This window comes from Streptomyces sp. NBC_00310 (genome assembly GCF_036208085.1).
Lineage (GTDB): Bacteria > Actinomycetota > Actinomycetes > Streptomycetales > Streptomycetaceae > Streptomyces.
In genome coordinates this window covers 6,591,187-6,610,040 of the sequence record NZ_CP130714.1, presented here as the reverse complement: position 1 = coordinate 6,610,040, position 18,854 = coordinate 6,591,187, and the positions used below count along the sequence as shown (strand labels likewise).

General features: G+C 70.4%; 19 protein-coding genes. 9 read left to right on the top strand and 10 right to left on the bottom strand.

The annotated features are described in order from the left end of the window. Positions 1-211: 211 nt before the first annotated feature. From OG202_RS28940 to OG202_RS28925, 4 genes are all read left to right on the top strand, one after another. A complete protein-coding gene (locus tag OG202_RS28940; protein WP_328223826.1) occupies positions 212-1,006 on the top strand; it encodes a hypothetical protein in 795 nt (264 codons plus the stop codon). Further along, positions 999-1,394 carry a GntR family transcriptional regulator gene (locus tag OG202_RS28935; RefSeq protein WP_327728267.1) on the top strand — a complete coding sequence of 132 codons (396 nt, stop codon included), beginning with the start codon at positions 999-1,001 and terminating at the stop codon, positions 1,392-1,394. The genes OG202_RS28940 and OG202_RS28935 overlap by 8 nt, the downstream gene beginning before the upstream one ends. Before the next feature lie 115 nt (positions 1,395-1,509). After that, positions 1,510-2,061 carry an NUDIX domain-containing protein gene (locus OG202_RS28930; RefSeq protein ID WP_327728268.1) on the top strand — a complete coding sequence of 184 codons (552 nt, stop codon included), beginning with the start codon at positions 1,510-1,512 and terminating at the stop codon, positions 2,059-2,061. Positions 2,062-2,351: 290 nt separating this feature from the next. Further along, on the top strand, positions 2,352-2,996 hold the full coding sequence (locus OG202_RS28925) for a phosphotransferase (RefSeq protein ID WP_328223825.1): 645 nt from the start codon (positions 2,352-2,354) through the stop codon (positions 2,994-2,996). A 14-nt stretch (positions 2,997-3,010) separates the two neighbouring features. On the opposite strand, the gene OG202_RS28920 is transcribed toward OG202_RS28925, so the two are convergent. Beyond that, complete coding sequence (locus OG202_RS28920; RefSeq protein ID WP_328223824.1) at positions 3,011-3,577, bottom strand: tyrosine-type recombinase/integrase; 567 nt, start codon at positions 3,575-3,577, stop codon at positions 3,011-3,013. A gap of 509 nt (positions 3,578-4,086) precedes the next feature. After that, positions 4,087-4,515 (bottom strand): DUF7848 domain-containing protein, encoded by a 429-nt coding sequence (locus OG202_RS28915; protein WP_327728270.1) that lies wholly within the window; start codon positions 4,513-4,515, stop codon positions 4,087-4,089. A 334-nt stretch (positions 4,516-4,849) separates the two neighbouring features. Between OG202_RS28915 and OG202_RS28910 the strand changes: the two genes are divergently transcribed. The 3 genes from OG202_RS28910 to OG202_RS28900 all read left to right on the top strand — a co-directional run bounded on the left by OG202_RS28910 (position 4,850) and on the right by OG202_RS28900 (position 7,878). Then, positions 4,850-5,791, top strand: coding sequence for a helix-turn-helix domain-containing protein (locus OG202_RS28910; protein ID WP_326579131.1), 942 nt, complete (start codon positions 4,850-4,852; stop codon positions 5,789-5,791). After that, positions 5,748-5,876 (top strand): DUF397 domain-containing protein, encoded by a 129-nt coding sequence (locus OG202_RS28905; RefSeq protein ID WP_307835260.1) that lies wholly within the window; start codon positions 5,748-5,750, stop codon positions 5,874-5,876. Before OG202_RS28910 ends, OG202_RS28905 begins: the two co-directional genes overlap by 44 nt. A gap of 73 nt (positions 5,877-5,949) precedes the next feature. Beyond that, the gene (locus OG202_RS28900) at positions 5,950-7,878 is read left to right on the top strand and encodes a hypothetical protein (RefSeq protein WP_327728271.1); all 1,929 of its coding nucleotides are present in this window, start codon (positions 5,950-5,952) and stop codon (positions 7,876-7,878) included. Between the two features lie 196 nt (positions 7,879-8,074). On the opposite strand, the gene OG202_RS28895 is transcribed toward OG202_RS28900, so the two are convergent. Further along, positions 8,075-9,736 (bottom strand): alpha/beta hydrolase, encoded by a 1,662-nt coding sequence (locus OG202_RS28895; RefSeq protein ID WP_328223823.1) that lies wholly within the window; start codon positions 9,734-9,736, stop codon positions 8,075-8,077. Between the two features lie 178 nt (positions 9,737-9,914). Next, a complete protein-coding gene (locus OG202_RS28890; RefSeq protein ID WP_327728273.1) occupies positions 9,915-10,673 on the bottom strand; it encodes a TetR/AcrR family transcriptional regulator in 759 nt (252 codons plus the stop codon). 148 nt (positions 10,674-10,821) lie between these two features. Here OG202_RS28890 and OG202_RS28885 point away from each other — a divergent pair, with 148 nt between their 5' ends. Together OG202_RS28885 and OG202_RS28880 are read left to right on the top strand one after the other, a co-directional pair. Further along, positions 10,822-11,799: an ATP-binding cassette domain-containing protein gene (locus OG202_RS28885; RefSeq protein WP_327728274.1), complete on the top strand. Its 978-nt coding sequence runs from the start codon at positions 10,822-10,824 to the stop codon at positions 11,797-11,799. After that, a complete protein-coding gene (locus tag OG202_RS28880) occupies positions 11,792-12,535 on the top strand; it encodes an ABC transporter permease (RefSeq protein ID WP_326579140.1) in 744 nt (247 codons plus the stop codon). Before OG202_RS28885 ends, OG202_RS28880 begins: the two co-directional genes overlap by 8 nt. 78 nt (positions 12,536-12,613) lie before the next feature. On the opposite strand, the gene OG202_RS28875 is transcribed toward OG202_RS28880, so the two are convergent. The 6 genes from OG202_RS28875 to OG202_RS28850 all read right to left on the bottom strand — a co-directional run bounded on the left by OG202_RS28875 (position 12,614) and on the right by OG202_RS28850 (position 18,791). Then, positions 12,614-13,759 carry a CU044_5270 family protein gene (locus OG202_RS28875; RefSeq protein WP_328223822.1) on the bottom strand — a complete coding sequence of 382 codons (1,146 nt, stop codon included), beginning with the start codon at positions 13,757-13,759 and terminating at the stop codon, positions 12,614-12,616. Further along, positions 13,756-14,376 (bottom strand): RNA polymerase sigma factor, encoded by a 621-nt coding sequence (locus tag OG202_RS28870; RefSeq protein WP_328224735.1) that lies wholly within the window; start codon positions 14,374-14,376, stop codon positions 13,756-13,758. Before OG202_RS28870 ends, OG202_RS28875 begins: the two co-directional genes overlap by 4 nt. A 145-nt stretch (positions 14,377-14,521) precedes the next feature. Continuing rightward, entirely contained in the window at positions 14,522-15,613 is a 1,092-nt protein-coding gene (ccsB, locus tag OG202_RS28865; RefSeq protein ID WP_327728276.1) for a c-type cytochrome biogenesis protein CcsB, read from the bottom strand. Continuing rightward, a complete protein-coding gene (gene resB / locus OG202_RS28860; protein WP_328223821.1) occupies positions 15,610-17,391 on the bottom strand; it encodes a cytochrome c biogenesis protein ResB in 1,782 nt (593 codons plus the stop codon). Before resB ends, ccsB begins: the two co-directional genes overlap by 4 nt. 4 nt (positions 17,392-17,395) lie before the next feature. Beyond that, positions 17,396-18,190, bottom strand: a complete 795-nt coding sequence (locus OG202_RS28855; protein ID WP_405895214.1) for a cytochrome c biogenesis CcdA family protein — start codon at positions 18,188-18,190, stop codon at positions 17,396-17,398. Position 18,191: 1 nt separating this feature from the next. Next, positions 18,192-18,791, bottom strand: a complete 600-nt coding sequence (locus OG202_RS28850; protein WP_328223820.1) for a TlpA family protein disulfide reductase — start codon at positions 18,789-18,791, stop codon at positions 18,192-18,194. Between the last annotated feature and the right edge of the window lie 63 nt (positions 18,792-18,854).

Below are 18,854 nucleotides of genomic sequence, written 5' to 3'. Positions count from 1 at the left end.
CCGACCGAACACCTCTCCCCCCTCCGCCTCGCCACGAGAACCGCCTCACCACGGAACCGCCGCGCCAGGGAACCGCCTCACCACGGGAACCCCTTCGCCACGGAACCCGTCTTCCCCTCGCGTCACCTTGTATCGAACATTTGACACAAGATCCGGGCCACGGCATCTTGTACTCACCGCTTGATACAAGATGATCCGGGGGGATCTCCGCATGCTCGACACCGCCCCGCTCCAGCACCGGTTGCTCGACCACGCCGACCACTACGCCCGCTGGTCCGGTCTGGCCATCGGCCTCGTGGTCGCGCAGGCCCTGTCCACGCTGGGGGACGTCGAGTTCGAGCAGCGCGTCGTGTTCTGCCTCACGGCCTTCGGCCTGTGCGCGGTGGCCGGTGTCCTGCTCGCCGACGCCCTGACCCTGCGCCCCCAGGAGGCGGTGCGCACCGCGAGTCTCGCCCCGCGCCTGGTCAGAGATCATGTGCCGCCGCACATGGGCCCCCTGATCGCCCTTCAGGGGGTCTCCCTCGTCGTCCTGCTGGTGATCACGGCCGCCACGGCCTCCGTCGACCCCGACCGGATCTTCAGCACGGGGAAGGTCCTCACCCTCACCTGCAACGGGATGCGGGCGACCACCGGCCCCTGGCCCGGCCTGTACTACACCCTCCCGATGTTCGGCGCGCTCGCCATAGCCACCCCCACCTGCGTCTGGGCCCTGCGCCGCATCGCCCACGGTCCGGGCGAGGAGCAGCAGCGCCGCGACCGCGCGTGGGCGGTCACCGGCGCCTGGGGCCTGCTGGTGTCGAGCCAGCAGCTGTACGCCGTGCTGATGGTCTCCCTCGCGCTGACGGAGACGGGCTGCGCCGGTGCGCTGGGCGTGCTCACCTTCTGGGTGTTCTACCCGCTGGCCCTGCTGAACCTGTTCACCGCCATCTGGTCCCTGGTCACCGTGGTGGCACCGCGGGCCGTCGACGACGAGGCGGCGGCAGAGGGGTCCTCCGACGATGAGTGAGGCCGCCGTCCGCGTCGACACCACCAGCCAGGTCCCGCCGTACGAGCAGATCCGCGCGCAGCTCGCCGCGCTGATCGTCACCGGGCGGCTGGCCGAGGGCGACCGGCTGCCGACCGTGCGCCAGCTGGCCACGGACCTCGGGCTGGCACCGGGCACCGTCGCCCGCGCCTACCGTGAGCTGGAGGCCGGCGAACTGATCCGCACCCGCCGGGGCGCGGGCACCCGGGTGGCGGCGCCCCCCACCGGCCCGGCCCGCCCGCACGCCGTCCAACTCGCCACGCTCGCCCGTGACTTCACCTCGTCCGCCCGAGCCCTGGGCGCCGACACCGAGGCCATCCTGACCGCCGTCCGCGACGCCCTGGGCCCGGACCTCCCGAGCCGCCCCTAGCGCCGACTCCGGGTAAATTATTGAGAATTGAGACAGGGTCGTGATCCTTCGTTCGGTGGGGCGAGGCTGGTCTGAGGGGTCGCTGACTGTGTGACGGTCCGGTCATTCCGGGCGGATGTCAGTAGTGCCTGCGATCGTGTGCGGCGTGGATGAACTCGTGGAACGTGTTGACGCTCAGGACCGTGTGCTGGGGGTAGTCAGTCGGGGGGACGCCGTTCGGGAGGGCTGGCTGCACCGGGTTGGCGTGGTGGTGTGCCGCGACAGGCAAGGCCGTTTTCTCGTCCATCGGCGGGCCGAGCACCTGTCCCGTTTCCCAGGGCACTACGAACTCGGAGTCGGGGGTGCTGCGGGAGTCGGCGAGTCCTATGAGCAGGCAGCTGCCCGCGAGCTCAGCGAGGAGCTGGGAGTGCGGGCGACAGCGTGCCTTCGGTTCAAGTTCCTCAACCGGGGTGGGCTCAGCCCTCACTGGCTCGCGGTCTGTGACGCCGTGCTTCCGGAGATCGTCGCCCCTGATCCGGAGGAGGTGGCCTGGCACGGGTGGCTGACTGAGCCCGAGCTGCGGCGGGCTCTGCAGCTGTGGACCTTCACTCCTGATAGCCAGGCGGTTTTCGATCGATATCTCGCTTGTCGTGCCGCCCCGGCTTCTGCGCGGGAACGGTGCTCATGAGTTGGGTCAGTGGGACGAAGGCCCCGGTCGTTCCGAGGTCCCTGGGAGTGAGGTCCCTGAGAGTGGGGCCGGCGGCGGTGGGGGTGTCCACGAGACGTTCGGCAAGGGTGGTGACCGCTTCGCGGTCTCCTTCGAGGGCCTCGCGCTCGTCGACAGGTTATTGAGAATTCGAGGTAACGACTGGGCAGGGTGGAGGGGTGCCTGAGTCGTCCTTGCCGGGAGGTTTCGTCAATGCGGTTGTTCGTGTCGGGGACACGGTGCGCCGTCCCGCCTCTGCTCGCACGAGGTTCGTGGGTGATCTGCTGAGGTTGCTCGAAGCCGGTGGCTGGGGCGGGGCTCCGCGGTATCTCGGTGTGGACGATACGGGTCGCGAAGTGCTCAGTTACCTTGATGGGCATGTGGCGTGGGAGCAGCGACAGCCTGCTGCTGTGTCGTCGGACGAGAGTCTGGTAGCGGTCGCCCGGCTGGTGCGTGAGTTTCACGACCTGACGGTCGGCACTGCACTGGCTGGAGAGCACGAGGTCGTTTGTCACAACGACCTGTCGCCCAAGAACACGGTCTATCGGCTGGTCAGTGGCGCGCTTCGACCGGTGGCGTTCATTGACTGGGATCTGGCGGCGCCGGGCGCCCGGATCCATGACGTCGCTCATGTCTGCTGGCAGTACCTCGGCCTCGGCCCTGCCGTGGTCGACGTTGGGGAGGCGGCCTGGCGTATGAGGCTGATTGCTGACAGCTACGAGTTGTCGGAGCGGCAACGTCTTGTGTCCACGGTCTTGTGGTGGCAGGACCGGTGCTGGCGGGGCATCGAGGCCGAGGCCGATGCGGGTGACGGCGCCATGGTCCGGCTTCGTGATGCCGGGGTGGTGAGAGAAGTTCAGAGGGCGTATCAGTGGGTTTCCGATCATCAGGGTGCTTTGGAACGCGCACTGCAGTGAGTGCGTGGTGACGGTCAAACCGGGCTGTTGGGCGCCCCGGCACGTCGAGCGATGCCTTCGACGGTCTTCGACCAGCTGGAAGCGCCCAGCGGGGCAACCCAGTTACGGTTCGACGTCGACCGGAACAGCGGCCCGTCGATGCGGCCGGACAGCGTGCGACGTTCGCGGAGAAAGGCCGCGAACAGCTGCGACGAGGTGGTGCCGAAGGCCACCTCCCGGGCCCTCTGGGACTTGGTGGCCTCCGCCCACAGATGGATCAGACGGTGCGCGGGCTCGAAGTCCTCGACGTCGAGCTGGACGAGCTCTTCGCGTCGCAGAGCACCGTCGTAGGCGAGCGTGACCCTCAGCCGATTGCGCAGCGATTCCGCTGTGCATGCGGCCAGGATCCGCTGCCAGACATCCTCGTTGGGGATCCAGGGAGCTTGCTCGATATGCCGTACGAGACCCTGGCGGGGTCTGCGGCCGCTACGGCCTGCCTGCCCTCGGCGGACCGGGTTCTGTTCGCGCAGGCCGTCCTGCACCAGGTACTCGTGGAAGGACCTGACCGCGACCAGGCGCTGTTGGACGGCTGCGTTAGCCAAACCCGTCTCGGTCCGAGGCTGAGCCTTCGACGGACGACGCGATGGTCGGTCCAGCATGTGGTGCTCGACCGATGTTGGCTGTGAACTGCCACCACCGGCGAGCACTGACAAGTTCCGCCGAGTCATCGGGTATTTGTCCAGCTTCACGCAGATGCCAGGAGGCAACCCTTACCCCGGGCTCATTCCCAGCGTTCCCCGCAAGCCGCTGCGCATTTTCATGCAGGCTGGCCATCGTGACCTGCGCCGGAACGAGCCCGAGTGGAATTGGCTCGCCCACAACTTGCGCGTCGCGGCTGCTCTCGCAGAAGCCGGCTACGACTTCCGCCTCGTCCTGGGCGATGGCGGCCACAGCCCCAACCACGGTGGGGTCCTGCTCCCCGATGCCCTCCGCTGGTTGTGGCGGTCGGACGAGGGCTGGGTACCGCCTGCAACGATCCGGCCGCAGGGCAGTCACCTGATCGCCTGGACAGGTCCTCAATGGTTCCCGCTCGATTCCACATAAGACCGCCTCACAGCGGGACCTCCTCCAGCGGCTCCAGCACCGAGTAGTCCCCGAAGCTCCGCCGATAGCGCGGATGCCGCGTCTCCTGTGTGTGCCTGCGCTGCCACTCCTCCACGGCCGCCGGATCACTCCGCACGCCCGACTCCGCGCCGCACTCCGTCTCGTCGCCCGACACACACCGCGCCTCGTACTCCGGCTCCGCCGTCGCGTCCTGCGCGATGACGTACGGCACATACCGGAACACACGGCGCGGGCGGGCGGCTCCGGCGTGCTCCCGTCGCTGATGGTGACGCAGCAGCACGTTCGCGTCGGTCTCCGCGCTCCCGTCGTACCGGGCCCGCGCCTCGTCGCGCCGTACGGCCAACCCGGCGCACGTCGCACAGCCGGGCACGGGAACAGGCGGGCGACCGAGATCACTCTCGTATCTCTGACGCACCTTCACACCCTCCTCTTCGACCGACGGTTGACCGCTTTCACCTGTGCCCCGATCCGCTCCGCCGCAGTCGCCGGCCGCAGCGTCTCCGGGTCCGCCTCCCACTCCCGGCCGCCCCCCACCGGGCGCAACATCGCGTACGGCCCGACCTTGTCCCGGTACTCCCCCACGCGCCGCGTCCGCGGATCGTAGACAAGCTGCCCCTCTGGTTCCACACGCACTCCACAGCCCTGTTTCGTCACTCTGGGTGTACACAGCGTCGCCGAGGGGAACGGTCGCAATCAACGCGGTACGCGTGGCACTGGACCTTTGCCACGGACAGCACGAGGGGGACGTCATGACGCGGCGGAACGCGGAGGGGGCCGGCGGGACCGGGAGTTCGGTGCTGTTCGGCGAGGTCCTGCGGCACTACCGCGAGGCGGCCCTGTTGACGCAGGAGGCGCTGGCGAGGGAGATCCCGTGCGACCGGTCGCAGGTGGCGAAGATCGAGGCGGGGACGAGGGTTCCGAGCGAGCAGTTCGCGAAGCGGTGCGACGGAGTGTTGGACACGGGTGGGGTGTTGGCCCGGATCTGGGCCAAGGTGGATTGGTATCCGGCCGTTCAGCATCCGGACTGGTTCGAGCGCCGGGTGGAGATGGAGGCAGTGGCGGTCGGTTTGCGGCAGTACCAAGAGCGTGTCGTCCCCGGCCTGTTGCAGACGGAGGACTACGCTCGTGCGCTCTTCTCCCGGGCCACCTCGGGCGACGAGGTGGAGGAGCGCGTCCGGGCCCGGATGAGCCGCCAGCCCCGCTTCCTGTCCGACGATGGCCCGCTGTACGTCGTGGTCCTGGACGAGAGTTGTCTCCGCACTGCGGTAGGGAGCCCGGACATCATGCGCGACCAGTGCGCGCACCTGTTGAGTGTCGGGCGGCGCCCCAACATCCGTATCCAGGTGGCTCCGGCCGACCTCTTCGGGATCTTCCGCCCCAGGCAGTCCATGTCCCTGATCGAGCTGCCCGACGAGCGGTGGCTCTACTCCGAATCGATGGACCACAGCCACTTCAACAACGAACCGACGGCTTACGCCCGTTATAGCCGAACCTATGATGTGCTCAGGGCCGACATCCCGTCAGCCCGCGAGTCCGCCGCCCTGATCAGCGACGTGATGGAGGGGTACGAGCATCATGGACAGGTACGAGCTGAGCACGGCGACCTGGATCAAGAGCAGCCACAGCGGCGACAACGGCGGCGACTGCATCGAAGTAGCCCCCGGTTTCCCCGGACTCGTCCCCGTCCGTGACAGCAAGAACCCTGACGGCCCCGTACTGGTCATCAACCGCTCCGCCTGGCTCTCCTTCATAGGGGCCGTTCGGTCGGAGTCGTAAGCGAGCGGGCAGCTTCACCCCTACTCCGAAGCAACTGCCCTTCCTTCCCCAGCTGTTGATACCCACAACAGCTATGACAACGGCAACAGCGCAGACCCACGCCCTCTTCGACATACCCACCGCCCACCAACCCCCGGAGGGACCCCCCTTCGTGGTGCTGGCCGGAGCGCGAGGCCTCGGCAAGAGCACGATGCTGCGGGAGCTGCGGGCGGCGTACCGGGGTCGTGCTCCCGTCGCGCTGATCGACGGCGAGGAGGCGCGGTTCGACCGGCCTCCCCCGGGCCGCCCCCCGGCGTCCTGGTCGCCCGCGTACGAGGCGCTGGCGGTGATCGCGGAGCAGCTCGGGGAGCCTGTGGACGGTGCCGGGCGGATCACGTTCCCCCGGCTGGCGTGCGGGCTGCTCGCCGTCGCGGCCGGTGGCTGGGGGGATCGCGGCCTGTCACGGATCTGCGCGGAGGCCGAGCGGGTCCTGTTGCTGAGCGACACGGGCGGCTGGCTGGCGGGACGGTGGGTGGGGAAGGCCGTGGCCCGGTTGGTGTCGTCGATGTCGGATCAGGGGCCCGTGGTCGAGGCGATCATCGAGGCCGCGCTGGAGGCGTTCAGCGAGGGGATGTCGTCCTCGCACCGGCGGCTGCGCCGGGGCGCCGTCTGGTACCGCGACCACCCGAACGCGGCCGGGAACCCGAAGCGCGGCCTGGTCCTCCTCTCCCGGCACTTCAGGGCGGGCGGCGACGCCCGGACCCACGCCGAGCACCAGCTCGTACAGGCGCTGCTCACGGACCTGGACGACGCGTACGCGGGGGTCGTACCGCGTACGCAGCGGACCGGACGGCCGGTGATCCTGCTGGACAACGTGCAGGAGGCGGCGGGGCGGCGGCTGCTGGAGTCAGTGCTGCGGGGCCGGGCCGACGGCAGGGCCGACCAGGTGACGTTCTTCGCCGGGCTGCGGGGGCAGAGTCACCCGGCGCTGCGGTACGCGGCCCGCCACACCCTGCCGGAGGTGACAGGGACCAGCGGCTGGGCGCCGGGCGGTACGCCGTCGTCGCACGCCCTGCTGGTGTCGTTGCCGCCGCTGTCCCCCGACGAGACGCGGCAGGTCATGGAGGCGGCCTGCGGCCCCGGACAGCCGATCCCACCCCAATTCCCCTCCTCCGCCCACCGGTTGACCGGCGGCAACCCCCTCGGCACGTCGCTCATGGCCGAATCGGCGCGCCGGAACCTCCCCCGAGGGCTCACCGGCCCGGCCGACCTGCTGCTCGCCGACCACGCCGGACGCCCCGCCTACGAGGTGATACTGGACCGTCTCCTCCCGGACGGGGACCACCTCGACGAGCTGACCGTCCTCGCCATCGCCCACGACCACGACTCGGCCGTCGCCCTCGCCGAGTCCCAACTCCCGGTCGGCTTCGGCGCGTCGGGCGTACGGGCGCTGGAAGACCGCCTGGCGGCGGAAGGTCACGCCCCCGCCCCCGACCACTTCGTGGGCGACCCGTTCCTCCGGACCCTGCTGTTGCTGCGACTCCGCCACGGGAACGGCGACCGCCCGGGCCGCACTGCTTGGCGGGACACCCACCGCGCGCTCGCCACCCACTACGGCAGCACCCGCCCCCTCCACCGCGCCCACCACGAACTCGCCCTCGGCAAGCCCGACTTCGCCATCACCCACCTCAGCGCCACGTTCCGCGAGGCGGACCCCCGCACCTGGCTGAAGTCGCTGGTCTTCATCGCGTCGGCCCCCTCTGCGGACGGCCCGGACGACCGGGGCACGGTGGCACTCGGCCGCCCGGACCCGGCCCTTCACGCGCGCGTACGCCGTCTGCTGCACGCGGTATGGCAGCTGACCGATCCCCTCGCCCTACCGGACCCGGAAGTCGCCGAACGCATGCGCCAGGAGCTGGAACAGCTCTCCGCCACCCGCCCGGCCGACGACGTACTCCTGTGGCGGGCGTCGAGGGACTGGCCGGACGACGCGGTCGCGGGCCGCCCGCTGCGCGGGGGATGACCGGAGGCTCGCCCGCGCCGCCCCCGCACCGACCTCTCCGACTCCGACTCCGACTCCGGCGTCGGCGTCGGCGTCGGCGTCGGCGTCGGCGTCGGCGTCGGCGTCGGCGTCGGCAACGCGCGATGGGGCGGACCTCGCCAGGAGGTCCGCCCCATCTTCTATGGGTCATGCCGGGCAAGGGGTCATGCCACCGGGCTCAGAAACGGCCCGGGGCACGCTCCGGGAGCGGAGAACCGGGGAGCATGTCCCGCTTCTGGTTCTCCCGTGCCTCCGCGTTCGAGCCGGTCGTCGCCTCGCAGGTCACGTCCTTCGCCGGGAGCTTTCCGGCGAGCAGGTAGCCGTTGACCGCGCCGTCCGAGCAGGCGTTGCCGTTCGGGTAGACGCCGTGGCCCTCGCCGCCGAGGACGGTGACCATCTTCGAGCCCTTCAGGTCGGCGTGCAGGGCCTGACCGCTGGGCAGCGGGGTCTGCGAGTCCCACTCGTTCTGGACGACCAGGGAGCCGACCTTGTTGTTCACCCTGGTCGCCGGTTCCACGGACTTGTCCCAGAACGCACAGGGTTTGATGCTGGACGCGAAGTCACCGAAGAGGGGATACCGGCGCTTGTCCGCGATGGCATCCCGTCGGTAGCTCTCAGGATCGCGGGACCACGCGGCCGAGTTGTCGCCGCACACCACGGCCCAGAAGCTCGCCATCGAGTTGTCGGACGGCACCTCGGCGCCACCGCCGGCGGCGCCTGCCGTCCCGGTCCCCGCGGAGCCGGCGAACACCGCGAGCTTCTTCGCGGAGGCGGGCTTGCCGGCCGCGGCCTTCTTCAGCTCCACCATTGCCTCGGAGGCGTACTCCGGGCTGAAGACCGCCCCGCGCATACCGATCCGGATGTCATCACCGGTGGTCGGCTGCCCCTCCACCTCGATGGGCTTCTTCTCGGCCCGCGCGACCAGGTCCCAGAAGGTCCGGTCGACCTTCTTCGGGGTGTCACCGAGGCCGTAGGTCGCCGAACGCGCGGCGGCCCACTCGGTCCACCGGTCGAACGCGGGCTCGGCACCCTCCGCCCACCACTGGATCATCCCTCGCCAGGCCCGCGCCGGTTCGACCGCGCTGTCCAGCACGAACCGGTCGGCCCGGCCCGGGAAGAGCTGGGTGTAGACGGCGCCGAGGTAGGTGCCGTACGAGTAACCCAGGTACGAGATCTTCTTCTCACCGAGGATCGCCCGGATCAGATCCATGTCACGCGCGGTGTTGCGCGTGGTGATGTGCCGGAGCGTGGCGCCCGCTTTCTTCTCGCACTTGTTCGCGACGCCGCGTGCCCAGGCGACGTCCTTGGCGAACGTCGCCTTCTTGTAGGGCCGCAGCCAGTCCTCCTCCTTCGGCTTCAGACCGCAGGAGACCGGGCTGCTCCGTCCCACACCGCGCGGGTCGAAGCCGATGAGGTCGTACTTCCGCTGTGTGGCTTTGGGGAGCATCTCCTGGATCCCCAGCGGCATGTAGAGCCCCGAGCCCCCGGGGCCACCGGGGTTGGAGAACAGGACACCGTGGCGCTTGTCGGGCGCGGTGCTCTTGAGCCGGGATATGGCCAGGTCGATCCGCTTGCCGCCGGGGGCCCGGTAGTCCAGCGGGACCTTGATGGTGGCGCACTGGAACTTCGCGGGAGCGTCGGCGTCGCACCGCTTCCACTTCGGCTTCTGCTTCACATACCGGTCCAGCGCGCCCTCGGCGGCGGACGAGGAGGCGGTCGAGCGGGAGACGGCCGACGGGGAGGCCGACGGAGCGGCGGTGGCCGTCGAGGTGGCGAGTGCGGGAGCCAGCGTTGCCGTGACACTCACGGCTAACAGGGGCAGGAGACGTCGTCTGCGCACGAAATCGATCCTTCCGGTCACATGTTCGGACAGGAAAGATCATTCAGGAAGCGGCCATGCATGCGGATCCCTCGCCGGGCCGCGCCTCCCTCCACCCTGGGAATGACACAACAGTGTTGGGTGATACCTGAGTTGTAGGGGAAGAGGTCGTGTTCTCAGGGACGCGGGGAGGCCGGCTTCAGCGTCGCGACTCGACCAGGACCTCGATGCCGTCGAGCACCCGGTCGAGCCCGAAGTCGAAGTCGAAGTCGGTGTCGCCCTCGTCCCCGTGCTCGAACACGCCCGAGCCGAGGAGCCGCGCGATGGCGGGGTGCCGCTCGGCGTCGGTGAGCGCCCCGAGCGCCGCCGTGTAACGCCGCAGAGACTCGTCGGGCCCGACCCCGCTCGCCCGCATCCCGGCCTCCAGGTCGGACGTCAGTACGGATTCGTTCCGTACGTAGCCGCCCACCAGCATCAGCACGGAGAGCTTCTCCTCCTCGCGCAGGCCGGTGCCGTCCAGCCCCGCGAGCGCCGCCTCCATCCAGGCCAGGGAGTTGGGGCCGATGGGCGGTCCCGAGGTCGGGATGCGCAGCACCCACAGGTTCCGGCGGAAGACCGCCCGCTGCGCCCGCGCCCACCACGCGAGGCACTCGCGCCACCCCGACCCGGACGGCGGCCCCTCGGGCGGCACGCCCACGGCCGCCTCCAGCATCAGCACATAGAGCTCGTCCTTGGCGCCGACATAGCGGTAGAGCGACATGGGCGAGACGCCGAGTTCCTTGGCGATCCGCCCCATGGACACCGCGCCGAGCCCCTCGGCGGCCGCGATCCACACGGCCGTGTCCACGATCCGGTCGAGACTCAGCCCGGGCCGCGGCCCCTTCGCGGGGCGTTCGCGCAAGCCCCAGGCCACTTCGAGGCTCACGGGCAGCCCCGTCCCGCTCTCCGTGTCCGCCACGTACGCCTCCCTCGTCACCCCGGTCGCCCTCCGGTCCTCGACCCCGGCTTGACGCACATCCTATTTCTGCGTAACCCTTACACAGTAATGCGTAAGGGTTACGCAGTTGACTGGCGACAGAGACACAGAGACACAGAGATGAGGGGCGATGCCAGAGCACCCGTCCGACCCGCACCCGTCCGACGCATATACGCACCCGGCCATCGAGGCCACCGGCCTGACCAAGTCCTACGGTGACCTCCAGGTCCTGCGCGGCGTGGACCTCACCGTCCCGCGTGGCGCCGTCCACGCCCTGCTCGGCCCCAACGGGGCGGGCAAGACCACCGCCGTACGCATCCTGGCCACGCTCTCGACCGCCGACGCGGGCACGGCCCGGGTGGCCGGGCACGACATCCGCACCGCGCGCTCCAGGGTCCGCCGGGCGATCAGCCTGACCGGTCAGTTCGCGGCGGTCGACGAGATGCAGACGGGCACCGAGAACCTGCGCATGATGACCCGCCTGGCGGGCCGCGGCCGCCCGGCCGCGCGCGCCAGGGCGGCGGAACTCCTCGACCGCTTCGACCTCACCGGCGCGGCCGACCGCCTCGTGAAGACGTACTCCGGAGGCATGCGCCGCCGCCTGGACCTGGCCGCATCCCTGGTCGGCGACCCCGAGGTGATCTTCCTCGACGAGCCGACCACGGGCCTGGACCCACGCAGCCGCGCCGCCCTCTGGGACGTCGTACGCGAACTGTCCGCCCAAGGCACCACGGTCTTCCTGACCACCCAGTACCTGGAAGAGGCCGACCAGTTGGCGGATCGCATCGCGGTACTCCACAAGGGCGTCCTGGCCGCCGAGGGCACCTCGGCCGAGCTGAAGCGACGCGTCGCGGGCCACCGCCTCGACCTGGTCCTCGCCGACTCGGCGAGCTTCCTGCGCCTGGCGTCCCGGGCCACCCACACCGATCCCGACACCCGCACCCTGGGCATCCCCACCGACGGCTCGGCCGCCCACATCCGCGCCCTGCTGGACGAGTTGGACCCCACCCGCACCACCGTCTCGCGCTTCTCCGTCCACACGGCGACCCTCGACGACGTCTTCCTCGCACTCACCCGGTCCCCCGCCGCGGAGCCCGCCCATGTCTGACGCCCTGATCATGACCGGCCGCTCGCTGCGCCTGAGCCGCCGCAACATCGACGCCCTCATCACCTCGATGGCCCTGCCGGTGATGATGCTGCTGATCTTCGTCTACTTCTTCGGCGGCGCGATCGACACCGGCACGCGGTACGTCACCTACGTCGTCCCCGGTGTCCTCCTCCTCTGCGCGGGCTTCGGCTCGGCCAACACGGCGATGGCGGTGACGGAGGACCTCAAGAGCGGCATCATCGACCGCTTCCGCTCCCTGGACATCGGCGGCACCCCGATCCTCACCGGCCACGTGCTGGCATCGGCGGCCCGCAACTCACTGGCCACCACCCTGGTCCTCTGCCTGGCCTTCGCCATCGGCTTCCGCCCCTCGGCCACCCTCTCGGGCTGGCTGGCGGCGGCGGCCGTCCTCCTGGCCTACATCCTCGCCCTGTCCTGGCTGTCGGCCGCGATCGGCCTCTTCGTCAAGTCCTCCGAAGCGGCGGGCGGCTTCACCTTCTTCGTCAGCTTCCTCCCCTACCCCAGCAGCGCCTTCGTCCCGACCGACACGATGCCCGGCTGGCTCCAGGGCTTCGCGGCCCATCAGCCGGTGACCCAGGTGATCGAGACCCTCCGGGGGCTGCTGCTCGGGCAGCCGGTGGGAACCACGCCGTGGGTGGCGCTGGCCTGGTGTGCGGGAATCCTGGCGGTCTCGGCGGGGGCTTCGGGGCTTCTCTTCAGGAGGCGGACGGCGTGAGCCGTGACGCCCACGCCGCCGCGGCCCGCCGCCGCGCGGTCTCCCCCTCCGGCGCGGGGCCGGACGGCGGCGGGGGCGTCACGGCCGTTGACCGGTCCGGTCCACCACACCCCGTTCCAGGACGGCCACCGACGACACGAGGTCGCCGACGTCGAGGACCTCGCAACGGTCGTCCCGGGTGTCGAGGTTGACCGAGTTCAGGGCCAGGAAGTCCAGCGTCCGCACGTCGAAGAGCAGTTCGTGACGGGAGCGGCCCTGGCCGAAGTCCCCGGGGAACGCGCCCTCGATACCCACCGACACCCCGGTACGGCCCGCCGCGTCCTCGGAACCGCTCTCCACGGTCAGCCCCGGGATCCGCGCGACGGCCCGGTACAGCGCCGCCTCGACCTTCGGCGGCAGAAGCTGCCGGCTCAGCAGCACCGCGGCCTTCTCGAAGGCGTCCCGGTCGGCGGACGCCTCGCCGGAGGGCCGCTCCCCGGACTTCAGCCCGTACAGGTAGCGGTACATCTCCTCGGGATCGGTGGGCAGTTCGTCCTCCGCCTCCCGGAAGAAGTTGACCTCGTTCCTGCTGGGCAACTGCTTGGCGATGGGCTGGTCCGTCACCTTGTCGTCGTCCTCGTACTGCCGGGACAGCCCGACACGCTGCCCGTCGACCGACGCCCAGATCTCGCGTACGCCGGACGGATGCCCTTCCAGGGTCATGGCACAGCCGTCGCCCAGCCCGGCGAAGTCCACCTTCCAGTGGTAGTCCTCCTGCTCGGTGTAGACGAACTGGTCGTCCCTCACCTCGGGCAGCGTCCGCTTGTCGGCCGCCGCCGCGACCCGCTCCAGCAGCGCGGTAGCGCTCTCGTCGCTCGGGGTCCCACCGCGCCGGCCGGTCGCGCTGTCCACGCCCGGCTCCGGCGGCACGGCGGCGTTCTGGGTCATGGTGGCGCCGACCACCACGGCGACGGTCAGCGCGGCCGCCACGGCCGGCGCGACGAAGGCGGGACGCCGCCAGAACCGCCGTACGGCGGGAGCGGGGCCGTCGGCGGGAGCAGGGCCGTCGGCGGCCTCGGCGCCCCTGACCTTCCCGGTGCTCTTCGTGCTCTCGGCGCCGCTCTCGATCTCACGCATCAGGTGCTCCCTCAAGGCGCGGTGACGGCCCGGCGGGAGGTCCCGGTCCTCGGCGGGCGGGATGCCCGGGGAGGACGGAACGCCTTCGGGGGACGGCTTGTCGTTCACTGGTTCCCCTCCTGGATGGGCCCGGCCACGGGGCTGTGGCCGCCTCTTGTCTGTCCGCGCCCGCCGTCGGGTTCCCGGTCGCCGAGCTGCGCGGCGAGCTTCGCGCGGGCCCGGGAGAGCCGGGAGCGTACGGTGCCGACGGGGATGCCGAGGGCCTCGGCGGCGGCCGCGTAGTCGAGACCGCCCCAGGCGCACAGGGCGAGCACCTCGCGCTCGGGCCGCCGCAGCCGGTCCACCGCCGTGCGGACGGCCCGCAGATACGCCTGGTCGTCGAGGTTCCCGGCGACCTCGTCGGCGAAGTCCCACACGGCCTCGGGTCTCGGCAGCCGCGCGACGGCGGCGGAGTGCCGCCGGTGGGCGCGGCGGGTGTTGCGGGCCACGTTGGTGGCGATGCCGAGCAGCCAGGGCCGCGGCGAACCCCCCTCCGCGTCCAGCCGCCCCCGCAGCCGCCACGCCTCCAGAAAGGTCAGCGAGACCACGTCCTCGGCCGTCGACCAGTCCCCCGTCAGCCGGAAGGCGTGGTTGTAGACGGACCGCGCGTACGCGTCGAAGACCTCCCCGAAGGCCCCCGCGTCCCCGTCCCTGATCCGCGCGCGCACCTCACGCCGGTCCCCCATGTCCCCGCCCCCGTCATTCGTCTCCACGTCCTCCCCCTGTCCGTACGCCGAAGGCCGGTTCCCGTGACCCACGTCACAAGGGAACCGGCCTTCGGTATACGGAGTTTGTACGGGAGGCGGCGGGCCGCCCGGGGCTACGCCGTGGTCAGCCGACGTCCGCGTAGGAGTGCTTGCCGCTGACGAAGATGTTGACGCCGTAGTAGTTGAACAGCCAGCAGGCGAAGGCGGCGATCGCGATGTACGCGGCCTTGCGGCCCTTCCAGCCGGCCGTGGCGCGGGCGTGCAGGTAGCAGGCGTAGAACACCCAGGTGATGAACGACCAGGTCTCCTTGGGGTCCCAGCCCCAGTAGCGGCCCCACGCGTCGCCCGCCCAGATCGCGCCCGCGATGATCGTGAACGTCCACAGCGGGAAGACGGCCGCGTTGACGCGGTACGAGAACTTGTCGAGCGAGGCCGAGGCGGGCAGCCGCTCCATGACCGAGGTCGCGAACCGGCCGGGCCGGCCGCCGCTCGCGAGCTTGCTCTCGTAGGAGTCCTTGAACAGGTACAGGATCGTGCCGACCGCGCCCACGTAGAAGACGGCGCCGCAGAAGATCGCGGTGGAGACGTGGATGTACAGCCAGTACGAGTGGAGGGCGGGAACCAACTGGTCGCTGGCGGTGTACAAGACAGTGACGGCGAGACCGAGATCGAGGAGGACCGTCGTGATGAGCGGAAGCCCGAGCCAGCGGACGTTCTTCTTCAGCGCGAGCAGCCCGAGGTACACCCCGACGGCCACGGTGGAGAAGGTGATGTTGAACTCGTACATGTTGCCCCACGGCGCCCGCTGCACCGAGAGAGCCCGCGTGAGCACCCCGCCGAATTCGACGAGGAAGGCGACCACGGTGAGGGACACGGCGATACGGCCGTAGAGGTCGCCCTGCTCGTCCCCGCCGTGGGCCCCGGGCCCGTCCGGCACGTCCCGCGCACCGGCGGCGGCCCGCACGACCACCTTCGGCCGCTCCAGCACACTGGTCCCGCCGGCCGACTTCACGGTCACGGCGGGCGCGTCCGCCTTCTTGGCGCCCTTCGTCTCGGCCGTCAGCGCGGCGGCCGTACGACCCACCTTGCTCCGGCTCCCGAACAGCCATTCGGCGATGTACGCGAAGAAGGCCAGGGTGTACACGGCCATCGCGGAGTAGATCAGCGTATTGCTGACATTCGCGAGGTTTTCGTTGGTGGCGGCGGCGAGAATCACTGCTCGGCCCCTTCGGAAGGCACGGCTGGGGGGTTGGGGGTAGGGGTCTTCAAGTCGGCGTCGGGCTCGGGCTCGGGCTCGGGCTCGGGCTCGGGCTCGGGCTCGGGCTCAGCAGCAGTAGGCGCCTCGGCGTGGACGACGGCGGCCAAGTCACCCAGCTCCTCCGGCACCTTCGCCGACTCACTGCGCCCCAGCCCGGCCATCTCCACGACGGTCACCCCGTCGGGCCCGGCCACCGCCCGCACCCACACCCGGCGGCGCTGGATGAACAGCGACCCGGCGAGACCGAGGATCGCGGTGATCGCTCCACCGAGCGCCCATCCGCTGCCCGGCTGCTGGGTGACCTGGAAGCCGGCCCACTCCTTGACCCCGTCGAAGGTGATCGTGCCCGCGCCGTTCGGCAGCGTCATGGACTCGCCGATCCTCAGGTTCTCCCGCACCTGCGCGCCCTCGGAGTCCTTGAACCCCTTCAGCTTCGACTTGTCGAGCTGGTAGACGCTCTGCGGGATGCCCCCGTTGACCCGGAGATCACCGTGGTACGGCTCCAGGTTGAGCACGGGGCTCAGCAGCGCGGGGAACTGCGAGACCACGGCGGTGTTCTTGCCGCCGTACGTCGGGAGGAAGAAGGCCTGGATGCCGAGCTGGTCCCACTTGCCCTGGGCGTCGCGGTAACCGTCCATGACCTTGATCGCACCGGTGGAGGTGACATTGGAGTCCAGCGGCAGCAGCGGCACGGCGTCGTCGAGGACGACCTTGCCCCTGCCGTCCCTGATGGTGAGGACGGGGGCGTACCCGTGGCTGACGAGGTAGACCTTCGAGTCGCCGATCTCCAGCGGCTTGTTGACCTCGATCTTGGTCGACCGCTCCTTGCCGTCGGCGCCGACCGCGTAGTCGATGGCGGCCTCGTAGACGCGCGGCGTGCCCTTGTTCGGCCCGCTGTTCTCGTACGTGCCCCGGAAGCTCTTGAGGTCGAAGCTGAACGGGTTGAGGTCCTCGGCGGTGAAGAGGTTGCCGGACTTGAAGTCGTCGTACTGCGTGAGGGTGTTGGCGAAACCGTCGCCCTCGACGATCAGCTTGTTGCCCTCGGAGCGGTAGAGCTGGCCCCAGGCGAAGGCGACGAGCATCACGATCAGGGCGATGTGGAAGGCGAGGTTGCCCGCCTCCCGCAGATAGCCCTTCTCGGCGGCGACCGCGTCGCCGGCCAGGTGCGCGCGGAACCGGCGCTTCTTCAGCGCCTTCAGCGCGGCCTCGCGCACCTGCTCCGGCGGGGCCTGCGTGCGCCAGGTCGCGTACGCGGGCAGCCGGGTCAGCCGCTTGGGCGCGCCCGGCGGGCGGCCGCGCAGCTGGCCCACGAACTGCCAGGTGCGGGGCACGATGCAGCCGATGAGCGAGACGAAGAGCAGGATGTAGATCGCCGAGAACCACACCGAGCTGTAGACGTGGAACAGCCCGAGCTTCTCGTAGACCGGCCCGAGGATGTCGTGCCGCTTCATGAAGTCGGCGACCTGGCTCTCGTCCTGCCCCGACTGCGGGATCAGCGAGCCGGGGATCGCCGCGAGCGACAGCATGAACAGCAGCAGCAGCGCGACCCGCATGGACGTCAGCTGCCGCCAGAACCACCGGGCCCAGCCGATCACGCCCAGCGAGGGCAGGTTGGGGGCGTCCTCCTGGGGGGCTGTGGAGAGCTGCGAGCCGGCGGCACCGAGGTCGTTGTCGGCGGCGGCGCTCCCGCGCTGAGCGGCGGTGTTCTCGCGGTTGCCGGAGTCGGTCGTCGTCATTGGCTCAGATCCCAGGGGTGAAGCCGGCGGTCCAGACCTGCATCTCCTGAATGATGCGGTCCCAGGCCCCGGTCAGCATGAGCAGTCCGATCGTGATCATCATGCCGCCGCCGACGCGCAGCACCCACACGTAGTGCCGCTTGACCCAGGCGAAGGCGCCGAGCGCCTTGCGGAAGGCCACCGCGGCGAGCACGAAGGGCAGGCCCAGCCCCAGACAGTACGCCACCATCAGCAGGGCCCCGCGGCCGGCGCTGGCCTGGTCGAGGGCGAGGATGTTGACCGTGGCGAGGGTCGGGCCGATGCAGGGCACCCAGCCGATGCCGAACAGCGCGCCGAGCAGCGGGGCGCCCACGAGACCGGTGGTCGGCCTGGTGTGGAAGCGGTACTCCCGCTGGGTCAGCCAGGGCATCAGCCCCATGAAGAAGAGACCCATGACGATCATGAGCACGCCGAGCACCTTGGTGAGCACGTCCTGGTGCTCCAGCAGGGTCCGGCCGAAGTACCCGAAGAGCGCGCCGCTGGAGACGAACACCGCCGTGAACCCGAGCACGAACAGCCCGGCCCCGGCCGCCATCCGCCCCTTGCGGGCGTCGGCCAGGTCGGTGCCGCCGACTCCGGTGACGTACGACAGATAGCCGGGCACGAGCGGCAGGACGCAGGGCGAGAAGAAGGAGACGAGCCCGCCGAGGACGGCGACCGGCAGGGCGAGCAGCAGGGCCCCGCCGGTGAGCGTCGACGTGACGTCGGCGGCGGTCGTGGTCAGCGCGGTGGCCGTGGCCGGCACGGGCGTTCCCGGCACGTCACTTCTCCGCGAGGATCGGCTTGAGCATCCTGCGCAGCTTCTCCTCGCTCAGCGCCTGCTGGGTGCGCGCCGCGAGTTTCCCGTCCCGGTCGATGACCAGCGTGGAGGGGATCAGCTGCGGGTTGAGCGAGCCCTTCTCGAAGCGCAGCAGCAGCTTGCCGGTGGGGTCGTACAGGCTCGGGTAGTCGACCTTGTACTGCTCCTCGAAGGCGACCGCGGGCCGGGTGCTGGTGTCCCGCGTGTTGATGCCGACGAACTGCACGCCCTCGTCGGCGAGGTCCGCGGAGACCTTCGCCAGGTTGGGCGCCTCCGCACGGCACGGCGCGCACCAGGAGCCCCACACGTTCAGGACGATGATCTTGCCCTTGTAGGACGAGAGGTCGAGCTCGTCGCCGTCGATGGTCTTGCCGGAGAGGTCGGGCGCGGTGTCCCGGTCCCCCTTCTTCACCGTGGCGATCCCGTCGGAGCCGGTGATGAACCCGGTCCCACCGCCGCCGCCCTCGATACCTCCGCCCGCGCAGGCGGACAGCGTCAGCGCCAGGGCGGCGGCCCTGGCCGAGAGCAAAGCGGCACGACTGCGGCTCGTACGGACACTCATGTGAAAAGTTTCGCATGCCCGTTTCGAGGGCTTACGGCGGGGTCAGCCGCCGTCGTTGGGCGA

What these genes read in the sequence shown, in the direction of transcription:
- OG202_RS28885 (WP_327728274.1), top strand. Translation starts at nt 10,822, where the DNA reads ATGCCAGAGCACCCGTCCGACCCGCACCCGTCCGACGCATATACGCAC.
- OG202_RS28930 (WP_327728268.1), top strand. Translation starts at nt 1,510, where the DNA reads ATGTCAGTAGTGCCTGCGATCGTGTGCGGCGTGGATGAACTCGTGGAA.
- OG202_RS28935 (WP_327728267.1), top strand. Translation starts at nt 999, where the DNA reads ATGAGTGAGGCCGCCGTCCGCGTCGACACCACCAGCCAGGTCCCGCCG.
- OG202_RS28910 (WP_326579131.1), top strand. Translation starts at nt 4,850, where the DNA reads ATGACGCGGCGGAACGCGGAGGGGGCCGGCGGGACCGGGAGTTCGGTG.
- OG202_RS28880 (WP_326579140.1), top strand. Translation starts at nt 11,792, where the DNA reads ATGTCTGACGCCCTGATCATGACCGGCCGCTCGCTGCGCCTGAGCCGC.
- resB (WP_328223821.1), bottom strand. Translation starts at nt 17,391, where the DNA reads ATGACGACGACCGACTCCGGCAACCGCGAGAACACCGCCGCTCAGCGC.
- OG202_RS28870 (WP_328224735.1), bottom strand. Translation starts at nt 14,376, where the DNA reads ATGGGGGACCGGCGTGAGGTGCGCGCGCGGATCAGGGACGGGGACGCG.
- OG202_RS28850 (WP_328223820.1), bottom strand. Translation starts at nt 18,791, where the DNA reads ATGAGTGTCCGTACGAGCCGCAGTCGTGCCGCTTTGCTCTCGGCCAGG.
- OG202_RS28940 (WP_328223826.1), top strand. Translation starts at nt 212, where the DNA reads ATGCTCGACACCGCCCCGCTCCAGCACCGGTTGCTCGACCACGCCGAC.
- OG202_RS28900 (WP_327728271.1), top strand. Translation starts at nt 5,950, where the DNA reads ATGACAACGGCAACAGCGCAGACCCACGCCCTCTTCGACATACCCACC.